We start from the raw sequence: 13,693 nt of genomic DNA on the forward strand, positions 1-13,693 counted from the left end.
CCTTCGGGGTCGGGCGGGGCTGTCAGGCCACCCGCTCCAGGACGATCGGGGTCGGGGTGAAGTCCACCGGGGCGGCGGCGACGTCGAACGCGCCGTCCAGGGCCTGGAGGGCGTAGGCGAACCGCTCGGGGGTGTCGGTGTGGAGGGTCAGCAGGGGCTGGCCCTCGGTGACCGTGTCGCCGGGCTTGGCGTGGAGTTCGACGCCCGCGCCCGCCTGCACCGGGTCCTCCTTGCGGGCGCGGCCCGCGCCGAGCCGCCAGGCCGCGATGCCGACGTCGTACGCGTCGAGCCGGGTGAGGGTGCCGGAGGCGGGCGCGGTGACCACGTGGCGCTCACGGGCGACCGGCAGCTCCGCGTCCGGGTCGCCGCCCTGCGCGGCGATCATGCGGCGCCAGACGTCCATGGCGGAACCGTCCGCGAGGGCCTTCGCCGGGTCGGCGTCCCGCAGGCCCGCCGCGTCCAGCATCTCCCGGGCGAGCGCGAGGGTCAGTTCCACGACGTCGGCGGGGCCGCCACCGGCGAGGACCTCGACCGACTCCCGGACCTCCAGCGCGTTGCCCGCGGTGAGGCCGAGGGGGGTGGACATGTCGGTGAGCAGGGCGACCGTGCGGACCCCGCTGTCGGTGCCGAGGCCGACCATGGTGGAGGCCAGCTCGCGGGCGTCCTCCAGGGTCTTCATGAACGCGCCGGTGCCGACCTTGACGTCCAGGACGAGGGAGCCGGTGCCCTCGGCGATCTTCTTCGACATGATCGAGGACGCGATCAGCGGGATGGCCTCGACGGTGCCGGTGACGTCGCGCAGGGCGTACAGCTTCTTGTCGGCGGGGGCGAGGCCGTCGCCCGCCGCGCAGATCACCGCGCCGGTGCCGTCCAGCACCGACAGCATCTCCTCGTTGGAGAGCAGCGCGCGCCAGCCCGGGACGGACTCCAGCTTGTCGAGGGTGCCGCCGGTGTGGCCGAGGCCGCGTCCGGACAGCTGCGGAACGGCGGCGCCGCAGGCGGCGACCAGCGGGGCGAGCGGCAGGGTGATCTTGTCGCCGACGCCACCGGTGGAGTGCTTGTCGGCGGTGGGGCGCGCCAGCGAGGAGAAGTCCATGCGCTCGCCGGAGGCGATCATCGCGGCGGTCCAGCGGGCGATCTCGCGACGGTTCATGCCGTTCAGCAGGATGGCCATGGCCAGGGAGGACATCTGGTAGTCAGCGACCGTGCCGCGGGTGTAGGCGTCGATGACCCAGTCGATCTGCTCGTCGCTGAGTTCACCGCGGTCCCGCTTGGCGCGGATGACGGAGATGACGTCCATGGTCTGTCCTTCCGAGGGTTCGCGAACACCCGTGCACCCGCCCGGGGCACGGGGTTCGACTCTACGCGCATAGAGGAGAGATGGGTACGGCTGCGGGCGTACCGGGCGGGTGGGACGGGCCACGTCGTGCCGGGTCCGGCCGGTGCGCCGGTACCCCCGGCGGCGGCGGGGGCGTCACGGTGGGTTGCGGGGCCACCGGCGAGCGCGCCGGTGGCCCCGCACCGTTCCTCCCCGGCGGGACCACCGGGGAGGAACGGCCGGGATCAAGCTCCGCGAGCCGGGCGGGACAGTTCGGTCCGCAGGTCGACCCGTGTGCACCGGCGCAGCTCCGCCACCTGCTGGGAGGCCAGGAACCACCGGCTTCGGGGGTGCCCGTGCGGGAGGTAACAGTCCCGGGAGGACGAGAGGGTTCCGTCGGCGTTCCCCTGGACGTAGAAGGCTCCGAGGACGCCGCTGGGACGCGCCTTCCGCGCCCTCACCGCGATCGGCTCGCGCAAGTGCGGGCAGTACTTGAGAGCGGTCCCGGCGCAGGGCAGGCAGAGCGGGGGTTTCGTGTGGAGCACCCCCTCGGGCCATTCCGGCCCGCACGACCCGGTGGCAGCGGGCAGGAGGAAGAGCCAGCCCTTCGCCGTGCGGCTCGCCTCACCTCCGCACACCTGGCACGCGAACCGCGTCATCGCGTCACGCTGGCGCAACGGATGCACCGATCCGAAGTCCGGACGGCCCCGCCCGGGTGCCTGCGTGACCCGGCTCCACAGCACATGACGGGCGTCCCGGTCCGACGCGGTCTCGTCGCGGTATCCCAGCCCCTCCCCGTCCGGGCGCACCCCGAGGGTCCGCACCGCCACCCGCTCCTCACTCCACAGGGCGACATAGGGGACGGGCGTGTTCCGGGAACCCCATACGAGCGGAGGCGGGGCGGCGACGTGGGGCGCACTGCCGTCGGCACCCGGTTTCGGGTGACGACGCCGACGGGCCGTCGAACCGGCGGGACGGGGAAAGGGCATGATGGAACCTCCCTGCGAGGGACGGAGCGGCGTTTCTGCTTGGCGGTAGGGCGCCGCTCCAGCGCGGGGGCTGTGAGGCCCGTGGCCCTGCGTGACCACAACCTCACTATGACACCTAGGTAGCTAGCTCACAATCGCACTCGTGTCCATGCGGTAGGACACCTCGAACCGTTCCGCCGACATCCGGGTGTCATTGACCTCCAGGCACACGCCGTCCTGGTTGCGCGTGATCCGCAGCAGTCTCAGGACGGGAACCCCGTCCCCGAGACGCAGCAGTTCGCGCTCCCGGGGAGTCGGCATCCGCGCGTTGCAGACCTCGGTCCAGTGGAGGACGTGCCCCGCCTCCTCCATCAGGCCGTAGATGCCCGTCGGGCCGGTGTCCCGCTCTTCGAGGCGGGTGCCCCTCGCGACCGGTTCGGGCAGGTACGAGGTGGCCAGTTGGAGAGGGACCTCACTTCCCGGCGGCCCCATGCTCCGGTCGCGCAGGAAGACCGGGGCGTCGGCCTCGACCCCGAGCAACGCCTCCACGTCGCCCGGGGCCGTTCCCCAGTGCAGCGCGGGTGGGCCCAGGGCCACCCAGTCCTGGGCCTGAGCGTCGAAGTAGTAACCGCGTTCATCGCGCAGCACGCCCCGGCCACGGTCGATGCGGCGCCGGACCGCCGGAGCGCGGACGAAGACGCCCCGGCCGACATGGGACTCGACCAGCCCCTCGGCCTTGAGGGCCGCCACCGCCTGCGAAGCGGTCACATGGGTGATGCCGTACGTGCCCGCCAGCTCCCGCGCCGACGGCAGCCGGTCGCCGGACCGGTACTCGCCCGAGGTGATCGCGGCTCTCAGCCCGTCCGCGACCTGCCGGAACGGCGGTCGTGCGTCCGATGGATCGATCACCTGTACCTCCCTGGGCACCCTATGGAACTGGCCCTCCATCGAACCACGCGTCCCACACCCGCACGAGCCGCGTCACCCGCGCTCCAACAGTCCCCCGAGCGCCTCCGTACCACCCCACGCGCCCCCGGGTCCCGCCGGATCGAACCCTTCCCACCGCCGTAACCTCCTCGCGTCACATCCACGTCGGCTCATCGCCGATGCCATCGAGGAGGCAGGACATGGGCATCCCGGAAGTCCCGCGCGAGACGGGAAGCAGGCCCCTGGCCACGTATTTCCAGGGGGAACAGACCGAGTTGCCCAGCACGGTCGACGACATCCGCGCGGCTCTTCCCGAGGACCGCCGCGCGGAGTTCGAGACCGCGCTGGCCGAGTTCATCGGGTACTGGGCCCTGGAGGCCCGGCCCGACCTCAGGGACGCCGACCGGGCGACCTTCGCCCGGCTGGAGCGCGGGGACTTCTCCGGGTTCACCCCCGCCGAGGAGTGGGACGGATGAGCGGTTACCGCGTCCAGTACGCGAACGAAGCCCTGGACGCCCTGCGCCGCCGCGTGTTCGCCACCGCCCCGGTCAGACCGCCGCCCTGCGTCGCAGATGGGTCAGCAGTACGTCCAGGGTGTGCCACGCCTCGGCGTGGTCGCCGTCGCCGAGCGGGTAGTGCAGCGACGGCCGGGCCGCCGGGCCCAGTTCCACCGGGCGCAGGGCGAGCGGGGGGCGGCGGGCGTGGGTCAGGGTGGTCTCCAGGACCCCGGCGGGGCCGAGGGTGAACGCCAGCGGGACGGGCGGCGCCTCGAAGACCGGGGGCGCGGTGAGGTCGCGGCGGGCCGGGCGGAGGGTGGCCAGCAGGGAGACCAGGCCGTGTTCCCCGTCCGCCAGGGCGGCGGCGAGCGTCCGCACGGCGTCCAGGGGGACCCGTTCGCCGTCGCCGTAGCCGACGGCGAGACTGACCTCCTCCTCGACGCCCGCCGTGGTGCGGGTGATCCGTACGGTCGCCAGGGCGGGACGGTCGGGGGCGCCGACCGCCGTGATCAGGGTCGGCTCCGGCATCCGGCGGCGGGCCGTCTCGGTGAGCTGGCGGGGCGACCACGGCAGGTTGACGGGTTCCGCCGTTCCCCAGCCCGCCGGGGGCGCGCCGGTGAGGGTCCGCCAGGCCAGTTCCAGGGAACGTCCGAGGAGGAGTTCCTCCTCCGGCGGGTAGGCGGTGCGGAAGGTGACGGCGAGCTGGCGTTCCCCGGTGGGGCCGTCGGGCCGGAACGCCTCGGCGAGGGTGCCCTGGCCGGAGGCGTCGGCGACGGCCGCGAAGGTGCCGTCCCGCCAACTCAGCACCGCCCCCGTCAGTCCGTCGTAGTAGCCGTGGTCGGGGTGCTGGACGACCCAGCGGTTGGGCGGGCCGGTCAGGGCGGTCCGCAGGGGGTGGCTGAGGCGGCAGTGCGCGGGGGTGACGATCTGGAGCGCGGAGCCCTGGGCGGCGGTGGTGCGCAGCACCTCCGAGAGCCAGGCGGTCAGCGGGACCACGGGACGGTCGGCGAGGACCACCACCGTCGACCCGGTGACCACGTCCACCGCGGGCAACGCGTCCTCGGCGACGATCGCGGTCGTCCCGGCCGTGGGGTCGTCGCCGGGCCCGCCCGCCACCGGGACCACCCCGATGCCGCCCGCGCCGGGCGGCCACACCGTGCCGCCGAGCAGATGGACGAGCCGTCCCACGACCGATCCGGCCAGCGGTTCCGCCGCGGGCACCGCGCCGGAGGCACGGGCCTCCGTCCACCACACCGGCATCGGGGCCGCCGCGGCCTGTTCCGGGCCCAGCAGCCGTTCGACCTCGCCGGGCACCTGGACCAGGACCGGTGACTCCACGGAGACCAGCGGACGGCCGCCGGGGCCGAGGAGCTGGACCACGGCGCCGTCGGCGGTGGCCCTCGCCTCCGTACCGGGACCGCCCGCGTGCAGCCCCACCAGGAGGGAGAGCGGGTCGGGCATCTTCGGGGTGAGCGCGATGAGGTCCTTGGTCACGCGGCGCCACCCCGTCCGGCGGGGGCGGGGGCGGAAGTCGCCGGGTGCGCGTCGGTGGTGCGGTGCCCCGGGCCTCGGAAGGCGCGGGGGCTCACCGGGTGCCTGCCGGGCGTACGGCGTCCCGGTCCGCGAACGGTACGGGGGTCACCGGGTGGGTGTCGGTCATGCGTCGTCCGTCTCGTCGTCGGTGGCCAGGGCGGTCTGGATCAGTCGGTGGGGGCGCCCGCGCCGGACCAGGGTGCCCCGGCCGGGCGGCTGGGCGCTGGCGTGGAGGCCCGGGAAGAGCTGTCCCTCGGCGCGCTCCCCGGTCATCACCAGGGCGGTCGTCCCGGATTCCCGCAGGGCCGTCAGGAACGGCTCGTACAGGGCCCGGGAACATCCGGCGACCCGGCGGGCGACCACGAAGTGCAGTCCGATGTCCCGGGCCGAGGAGACGTACGGCAGGAAGGGCGCCAGGGGCTGCTGTCCGGCGGCGGTGAGGACGTCGTAGTCGTCGACGAGGACCACGATCCTGGGGCCGGTGAAGGCCGGGCCGTCGACGGGCGCGTCGGGGTCGACGGCCTCGTCGGGCAGCCGCTTGTCCAGTTCCTTGGCGATGCCCGAGGCCAGTGCGGCGGAGATCCGGGCGTTGTGCGCGTAGCCGCCCCGGTACGGCTCGGGGACCACCGCGCGCAGCCCGCGCCGGGGGTCGAAGACGGCGAACACCAGCTCCTCGTCCCCGTGGCGGGCGATCAGCCCGGCGGCGACCAGCTTCAGCAGGTTGCTCTTGCCGCACTCGTCGTCGCCGAGCACCAGCAGGTGCTGGTCCTCGGCGAACAGGTCCAGCAGGACGGGGGCGAGCCCGTCCTGGTCGACCCCGATCGGGGTGCGGCGGGGCTCGGCGAGCGCGGTGGGGAGCTTCGCGGGCGACAGCCGGGTGGGCAGCACCCGGACGGGCGGCGCCAGGTCCCCGTGCCAGGTGGCGCGGATCGCGGCGACCGCGTCTTCCAGCGCGGCTCCGGGGTCGCCCGCCTCGGTACCGGTCGTCGCCCCGGGCGCCCCGGTCGCCCCGGGCATCCCAGTCGCCCCGGGCGTCCTGGGCGTCCCAGGCGTTCCGGCGGGCCCGGCGGCCGTGGCGGCGTTCCCGCCCGTGGTGGCGTTCCCGCCCGGCCCGGCGGGCCCGGCCGTCGTGGTGCCGGAACCACCGGCCGTGGGGCCGGTGCGGCCGTCGATCCGGGGCAGGGCCACCTGTGCGAAGAGCTTGCCGTCGGTGAGCGCCCGGCCCGGGGTGTCCGCCGGGATCGTCGCGGAGAGCTTGCGGTCGATGCCCGAGTCGGAGGGGTCGTTGAGCCGCAGCTCGATCCGGGTGCCGAACATCGACTGACCGGCGATCCGGACGTCGTTCCAGCGCAGCATGCCCGCCACCACGTGGACGCCGTAGCCGCCGCCGCGCCGCAGGACCTCGCCCACGGCGTCGTCGATGGCGGAGAACTCCTCGCGCAGGGCGCCGTACCCGTCGATCAGGAGCACCACGTCGGTCGCGGGGAGTTCCCCGAGCCGTCCCCGGGCGCGCAACGCGCGGAGCTGGACGACCGAGTCGATGCCGTGGTCGCGGAAGAGCCGCTCGCGGGCGTCGAGCGCGCCGCGCACCTCGGCGACCGTCCGGGCCACCCGCTCCGGGTCCGCGCGTCCGGCGACCCCGCCCATGTGCGGCAGTCCGGCGAGCGCGGCGAGTCCGCCACCGGCCAGGTCCAGACCGTAGAGCGCGACGTCGCGGGGGGTGTGGGTGAGCGCCAGGGACAGGGCGAGGGTGCGCAGCAGGGTCGTCTTGCCGGACTGCGGGCCGCCGATCACCGCGGCGTGTCCGCCCGCCACGGTCAGGTCCAGTTCCCAGGGGCCGCGCCACTGCCGGGCGGGGGCGTCCAGGACGCCCAGCGGGACCCTCATCGGGTCGGGCCGCCGCTGGCCGAGCCGCATCCCGTGCTCGTCGGCGCCGAGCGGACCGGCGGCGGCGTCCAGGGACAGCGCGTCGGGCAGCGGCGGCAGCCAGATGCGGCGCACCGGCGGCGCGGCGGCGGCGAGTTGACCGACCATCACGGACAGCAGGGTCGGGCCGGTCTCCCGGACCACGGCGGCGGGCCCCGGGTCCCCGGCCTCCGTCGGCGCGGCGGCCAGGGTGTTGTACGCCGGGTAGGCGAGGACCGACGGGCCCGCCTTCCCCGCCTGCTCCGCCTCATCGGGGAGCGGACCCCGGTGGCGCCCGGAGACGTAACCGGCCTTGAAGCGGGTGTAGGCGGAGGTGTCGACCTTCAGATAGCCGAAGCCGGGCAGCGGCGGCAGATGGAAGGCGTCGGTGGTGTCGAGGACGGTGCGTGACTCGTCGGGGGAGAACGTCCGCAGCCCGAGCCGGTACGACAGATAGGTGTCGAGGCCCTTGAGCTTGCCGCCCTCGATACGCTGGCTGGACAGCAGCAGATGGACCCCGATGGAGCGCCCGATCCGGCCGATCGACAGGAACAGGTCGATGAACTCCGGCTTGGCGGTGAGCAGTTCGCCGAACTCGTCGATGACGACGAACAGGTGCGGCAACGGTTCCAGATCGGGGCGGCGTTCGGCGCGCAGCGCGGCGTAGTGGCCGATGTCGGCGACGTCGCCCGCGTCCTTCAGGACCTGCTGGCGGCGTTTGACCTCGCCCGCGAGGGAGGTGTGGACGCGTTCGACGAGTCCCGCCTGGTTCTCCAGGTTGGTGATGACCCCCGCGACGTGGGGCAGTGCGGCGAAGGGCGCGAAGGTGGCGCCGCCCTTGTAGTCCACGAGGACCAGCGCCAGTTGCTCCGGGGGGTGGGTGGCGACCAGCGCGAGGACCAGGGTGCGCAGGAGTTCGCTCTTGCCGGAGCCGGTCGCGCCGACGCACAGCCCGTGCGGGCCCATGCCCAGTTGGGAGGACTCCTTGAGGTCGAGCAGGACGGGCCCGTGCCGGTCGTCCAGCCCGATCGGCACCCGCAGGAAGTCGCGTTCCCCGCGCGGCGCCCACAGCCGGTCGAGGTCGAGGGCGGCGGGGTCGGTGACCCCGATCAGGGCGGGGAAGTCGACGGGCCCGGAGACGGGGGTGCCGTCGGCGACGGACTCGGCGGACAGCCGCAGGGGCGCCAGCATCCGGGCCAGGCCCTCCGCGCCGGACACCCCCAGCGCGTCCGGGGTCCCCTCGTCGGGCCGCGCCTCGGGGGCCGCGGAGGTGGGGTCGGGGGCGACCCGCAGGTCCTCCACGGTGACGTGGTCCCCGGTGACGGTGATCCGTACGGACACCTCGTCGGGTTCGTGGACCCGTTCGGCGAGCAGGTGCAGCACGGTGACGTTCATGTCGGCGAGGCCCACCGCCGAGTCGGGGAGGGGCAGTTCGACGGCGTTGGCGCCGTACTCGTCGCTGACGACCAGCAGTCGGCTCGCCATCCGCAGCGCGCCCCGGTCGGACAGGCCCCGGCGGACCTCGGCGGCGTAGGAGGCGCGACGGCGCAGGTCGGCGCCGAGCACGGCGGCGAGCTGCGGCATGCTGGGCGCGATCCGGCGGACGGCCACCGGGCCGTCCCGCTCCTGGGGGTCGAGGACGTGCGGAAGCCACTTGGCCCACTCCCAGCCCTCGTCGGTCCCGGTCGGCTTGGCGGTCCCAGTCGCCTCGGCGGTCCTGGTCGCTCCGGCTATCCCGGGTACTCCGGCCGTCCCGGTCGCCCCGGCCGTCCCGGTCGCCCCGGCCGTCCCGGTCGCCCCGGCGGTGGTGGTCGCCCCAGCAGTGGCGGTGACGGTGGTGGTGCCGGCCTCCTCGGCGTCCCCCGGGGGCCCGGCGTCCCAGATGAGACGGTCCCCCGGCACGGCGAGGGCCAGCGAGACGTCGTCGGGGGCGTGCAGCACGGCGGTGTGCGTCAGCAGCGCCCGGGCCACCCGCAGGACTCCCTCGCGGTCGCCGACGACGCTGACGTTCCCGGCCCGGTCCAGCGGCACGGTCAGCGGGAAGTCCCGGGCCCGGGCGAAGCGGGACAGCAGGGCCCCCGCCTCGTTCACCATGAACCGGTCGGGCGGGGCGAGGACCCCGCCCGGGTTCTGGCCCAGCGCCAGGTCCTGGAGGGCGACCTCACCGGTGCCCAGGCGCACCCGGAGGAAGTCCGGGTCGGCGCGGCGCCGCTCCCACAGCCGGGCCGGATCGCGTACGACGTCGTACAGGGCGCCCGGCGCGGGGTTGAGGCGCCGGGCCCGCTCGCGCAACTTGCGCTCCACGACGCCCAGTTCCTCGCGCTGCTCCTCCAGGTACTCCAGATAGCGCTCGCGCTGGTCGCGGCGGGTGCGCTGCGCCCTGCCGCGCTGCGACCAGAACAGGGCGACCGCGCCGAGCAGCGCGAAGACCAGCACGATCGCGCCGATGGCGGCGAACCGGCTGTCGCGGATGACGGTCATCATCACGACCGAACCCATCACCCCGGCCATCGGCAGCAGCGTGGTGGCGGCACCGCCGATCTTGCCCTCGGGAAGGTTCGGCGGAGCCTCGACGACCCGGGTGGCGGGCGGCGGCAGCGGCCGGGAGCCACGGGCCGGGCGGTGGACGAGTCGCTGGGTCACCGCGCGCCGACCGCCCGCCGCATCGCCTCGGCCGCGAGCCGGGTCGCCGCCCGCCGGGTGGCCGCGCCGAGGTGGTCGGCGCGGATGACCCCGCCGGAGGCCAGATGGCGGTCGTAGGGCAGGACGACCACGCCCGCCCCGCCCCGGGCCAGTTCCCCGGCGGCGGCGTCGGCGTCCGGGGCGGCGTCGGGGCTCGGGGACGTCAGCACGACGACGGTGCGCGGCAGGACGGCGACCGGCAGGGAGTCCAGCCAGTCCAGGACCGCGCCGGTGGAGGCGACGCCCTCGGCGGTCGCGGGGGCGACCAGGACCCGGGCCTGCGCGGTGTCCAGGGCGGTACGGGCGACCTCGCCGGGCAGGGTGTCGCAGTCCACCAGGGTCACCCCGAAGTACCTGCGCAGGGCGACCGTCACCGCGCGGTAGGCGGCGACGTCGATCCGGGCGCCGATCCGGCCCTGGCTGCCGGGCAGCAGCCAGCCGCCGTCGTCGAGCGGCACCAGGTACCCGGTGACGTCGGTGAGCCCCATGGACGGCCGCAGGACCGGGGCCAGGTCGGCGCACGTCCAGCGCAGCCGGTCGACCCCGAGCCGGGCGGGGAGGGTGCCGAGCGCGGCGTCGGCCTCCAGGGTGAGCACCGGATCGTGCCGGAAGTGGTTGAAGGTCCGGCTGAGCAGTGCCGTGACCGTGGTCTTCCCGGCGCCGCCCCGGATGCTGGTGACGACGATCTGCCGCCCGGTGGTGACGGGTTGCTGCACCCGGGCGACGAGTTCCGTGCTCTCCGCGACGGCCTTCGCGGCGGAACCGCCGAAGGCGTACCGGGCCGTGCGCAGCACCCGGCGCGGCAACGGGTCGCCGTGCCGGAGCCGGGCCTTCCCCGCCCCGGCGCCCAGTACGGGGACGGTGTCGGGGGACGGGAGCCTGTCGGGGGACGGGGCGGAGGCGGTGCGCGGGGTGGGGGGGCCGGCCTGGGCCGGGCGGGCGTCCGGGGGGCTGTCCGTCCGTCCGGGCGGGGGGCTGTGCGGGGAGTTGTCCGTACGTCCCGGCGGGGGGCTGTGCGTCCGTCCCGCCGGGCGGACGTCCTCGGGGGCGCGCACGGGTACGGGCTCAGCCGTGGGCGCGGTTATGGGCGCGGTTGTGGGCGCGGGCCCGGGCGCGGACGCGGTTGTGGACGCGGGCGCGGGCGCGGGCGCGGCCTTGGGCTCCGGGGGGACGCCGCTGGGGGCGCCGTTCCCGGTGGGCCGCGCTCCCGGCGGCTGCCCCTTCGCCGACGGGGTCAGGGCGCCCAACTCCCCCAGTACGCCTGCCTGCCAGTCGTTCCGTTCCACCACACCGCACCCCCTGGGGCGAGTCACGCATCCGCGAGAACTGTCCGATCCGATCCGTCCGGCACCGGGCGGCCCCGCTCGCCCCGGCCGCCCGCCGCCACACCCGTGCCCGTGCCCGCCCTTCCCCTCACGCGAAGGTGTCGAGCAGGTCCCCGTAGACCCCGAACGCCCCGATGAGCAGCGGCACCAGGGCGATCACCCCGAGGGATTCGAGGGCGTCACCGGTCCTGCGCAATCTGACCCGGACGTCCTCGGGCGGCTGGACGGCCAGGGCCAGCAACGGCAGCACCGCGAGCGCCACCAGTACCGCGAGCGGTCCCCCGGGTCCGGACGTCCCGCTCCACACCAGCACCAGGCGCAGCGCCACGGCCGCCCCGGCGAGCAGCAGCACCACGACCTCGGCCACCAGCGGGAAGGCCCGGGCCCGCAGCCACAGCACCAGCGCGGTGTCCACGGCCAGCAGGACCGTCCACACATCGGGGTCGCTCAGCGCCAGGACCGCGGCGGCGGCCCCGGACACCGCCACCACGACGGTCGCCAGCACCAGGCCCCGGTGGGTGGCGCCGAGCGCGGTGGACACCTGGTAGCGGCTGACGGAGGCACCACGGGAACGGCGGTCGTCCAGGCCGGTCAGTCCGGCGGCGGACAGGGCGAGCCGGGGCAGCAGTCCGAGGAGCACCACCGAGACCACCGCGAGGACGGCCCCGGTCCGGGCCTGCTGGGCCGGGGTCAGCGCGCCGTCCTGGGTGACGGCGACCGCCGCCCACACCGTCCCCGTCACCAGGGTCGCGGCGGCGCCGACGAGCCCGCCGCGCCCCAACGGGGTGAACGTCCCGAGCAGCGCCAGGGAGACGACGACGGCCACGGCGACCGCACCGAGCCGGACGGTGGCGTCCCAGCCCCGGGCGTCCGCGAGGGTCCAGGCGCCGAGCACGGCGACGGCTCCCGCGACGGCGAGCAGCGCGGTGGCCAGACCCGTCCTCCCCCGGCGGCCGGCGAACGCCCCGCCGCCACCGGCGACGAAGGCCGTGCCGAGCAGCGCGGCGGCGACCGTGCGGGTGTCGAGGGCGCCCCGGGCGAAGAGCCCGGCGGCCAGCGCCCAGCCGACCAGTCCGGCTCCGGCGGTGACCCGTCGCGCGGCGGGACGCCAGCGCCAGGCCCGGACGTCCAGGTCCTCGGCGACCTCGTCGGTGACGTCGTGGACGACCGGGGCGGAGGGCGCGTCCTGGACGCGCACCAGGCGCAGCACCGCGCCGTCGGACACGCCCGCGTCCTCCAGGGTGCTGTCCTGGGCGAGGACGGAACCGTCGGCGGTCACCAGGTGCCGCAGTCGCGGCTGCGTGGCCACCCGGTCGTCGAGCAGTCCGATGATCTCGGGCAGTAACCGTCCGATGGGTTCCCTGGACGGCAACACCAGGTCCATGCGCCGTCGTTCACCGACCAGGGTGATCCTGCTCAGGGCCGTACGGCTCGTCGTTCCCCCGCTCACCACGCGTTCGAACCTATCATCGGGCGACTCCCTCACCAGGGGTCCCGGAAGCCCCGCTGGTGAGACCGGGACGGAGGCCGGGGGGACCGTCGTACGGGGTCCCGGCCACCGGGGAAACCACCACGGGGCCGGAGGACTTGGCACCGTCGTCCTTCATCAGCCGGTTCGCGACGAACGACCAGCCGACGCAGCCCGCGCAGAGCACGGCGGCGATGACCAGTCCGGCCACCAGCTTGCCCATCCGCTCGTCGGCGGCCCGCCGGTAGCGCTCCGGCCCGAACAGCAGGGCGTCCCGCATGCGCCGCCGCCGGATCACCACGGACTCCAGCAACTGACTGTCGTAATCCTGTGCCGCCACGCGCTCCGCTCCCCCGTCGTCCCCGCGATCCCCGTACCCGCCCCGCCCCGACCCGCCCCGCTCGAAGCGACCCGTTCCCGGCCCGGAGCAACCTGCCTTCCCCCGAGCCGTGTTGGGAGCCCGGTACCGCCTCCGTCCCCCTCAGCGTAGAACGCGCACCGCTCCCCCGCGCCCGGCGATCCACCGCGCGAGCTCCGCACCGGCGATCGTCCGGACGCTTTCCCCGTCGACGAACTCGACCGGCCCGAACAGCGAACCGGTGAAGCCGTTCCACACCGTACGGGCGTCCACCCGGGCCTTGAAGGAGTTCTGGTCGACGACCGCCCCCGTCAGGTCCGCGCCCCGCAGGTCCACGTCCAGCAGGGAGGCTCCCCGGAACCGTGTGCCCCGGCAGCGCGCGCCCCTCGCGTCCACCCCGTAGAGGGACGCCTTCACGAGGTCCGCGCCGTCGAGAACGGCACCCGCCAGCACCGCGTCGTCGAGGTTCACCCGGACCAGCGAGGCGGACGTCAGATCCGCTCCGGTGAGATCAGCCCCCTGCATGTCCGACCGGTACAACTCCGCGCCGACGAGCCTGACATCACGCATCACGGCGTCGGTGAACCACGACTCGCTGAAGTCACCCCCGGAGAGGTCCGCCCCGGTGAGGTCACGCCCGACGGCGTCGACCCCTCGGAAGCACTCGTCATGGGGACCGCGCCCAGGAACGACTGGGGACCACCTCTCCTCT

Annotated in this window: 10 protein-coding genes and 1 pseudogene; 1 reads left to right on the plus strand and 10 read right to left on the minus strand. The window is 75.2% G+C overall.

What is annotated here, in order from left to right; all coding sequences use genetic code 11:
* Positions 1 to 22: 22 nt before the first annotated feature.
* From ACVWNX_RS12160 to ACVWNX_RS12170, 3 genes are all read right to left on the minus strand, one after another.
* Positions 23 to 1,300: a thymidine phosphorylase gene (locus ACVWNX_RS12160; protein ID WP_454413932.1), complete on the minus strand. Its 1,278-nt coding sequence runs from the start codon at positions 1,298 to 1,300 to the stop codon at positions 23 to 25.
* Between the two features lie 263 nt (positions 1,301 to 1,563).
* Positions 1,564 to 2,148 carry a hypothetical protein gene (locus tag ACVWNX_RS12165; protein ID WP_454413933.1) on the minus strand — a complete coding sequence of 195 codons (585 nt, stop codon included), beginning with the start codon at positions 2,146 to 2,148 and terminating at the stop codon, positions 1,564 to 1,566.
* A gap of 282 nt (positions 2,149 to 2,430) precedes the next feature.
* Positions 2,431 to 3,195 (minus strand): GntR family transcriptional regulator, encoded by a 765-nt coding sequence (locus ACVWNX_RS12170; protein WP_454413934.1) that lies wholly within the window; start codon positions 3,193 to 3,195, stop codon positions 2,431 to 2,433.
* Positions 3,196 to 3,413: 218 nt separating this feature from the next.
* Between ACVWNX_RS12170 and ACVWNX_RS12175 the strand changes: the two genes are divergently transcribed.
* Positions 3,414 to 3,689: a hypothetical protein gene (locus ACVWNX_RS12175; protein ID WP_454413935.1), complete on the plus strand. Its 276-nt coding sequence runs from the start codon at positions 3,414 to 3,416 to the stop codon at positions 3,687 to 3,689.
* Positions 3,690 to 3,761: 72 nt separating this feature from the next.
* On the opposite strand, the gene ACVWNX_RS12180 is transcribed toward ACVWNX_RS12175, so the two are convergent.
* From ACVWNX_RS12180 to ACVWNX_RS12210, 7 genes and pseudogenes are all read right to left on the minus strand, one after another.
* A complete protein-coding gene (locus ACVWNX_RS12180) occupies positions 3,762 to 5,204 on the minus strand; it encodes a DUF6177 family protein (RefSeq protein ID WP_454413936.1) in 1,443 nt (480 codons plus the stop codon).
* A 162-nt stretch (positions 5,205 to 5,366) separates the two neighbouring features.
* Positions 5,367 to 9,791 carry a type VII secretion protein EccCa gene (eccCa, locus tag ACVWNX_RS12185; protein WP_454413937.1) on the minus strand — a complete coding sequence of 1,475 codons (4,425 nt, stop codon included), beginning with the start codon at positions 9,789 to 9,791 and terminating at the stop codon, positions 5,367 to 5,369.
* Positions 9,788 to 10,885: a MinD/ParA family ATP-binding protein gene (locus tag ACVWNX_RS12190; RefSeq protein WP_454413938.1), complete on the minus strand. Its 1,098-nt coding sequence runs from the start codon at positions 10,883 to 10,885 to the stop codon at positions 9,788 to 9,790. Before ACVWNX_RS12190 ends, eccCa begins: the two co-directional genes overlap by 4 nt.
* Positions 10,886 to 11,243: 358 nt before the next feature.
* Positions 11,244 to 12,608 carry a type VII secretion integral membrane protein EccD gene (gene eccD / locus ACVWNX_RS12195; RefSeq protein WP_454413939.1) on the minus strand — a complete coding sequence of 455 codons (1,365 nt, stop codon included), beginning with the start codon at positions 12,606 to 12,608 and terminating at the stop codon, positions 11,244 to 11,246.
* Between the two features lie 13 nt (positions 12,609 to 12,621).
* Entirely contained in the window at positions 12,622 to 12,903 is a 282-nt protein-coding gene (locus ACVWNX_RS12200; protein ID WP_454414729.1) for a hypothetical protein, read from the minus strand.
* A gap of 201 nt (positions 12,904 to 13,104) precedes the next feature.
* Entirely contained in the window at positions 13,105 to 13,554 is a 450-nt protein-coding gene (locus tag ACVWNX_RS12205) for a pentapeptide repeat-containing protein (RefSeq protein ID WP_454413940.1), read from the minus strand.
* A pseudogene (locus ACVWNX_RS12210) lies at positions 13,555 to 13,629 on the minus strand (hypothetical protein); the annotation flags it as partial.
* Positions 13,630 to 13,693 lie beyond the last annotated feature (64 nt).

This window comes from Streptomyces sp. JNUCC 64 (genome assembly GCF_054484115.1).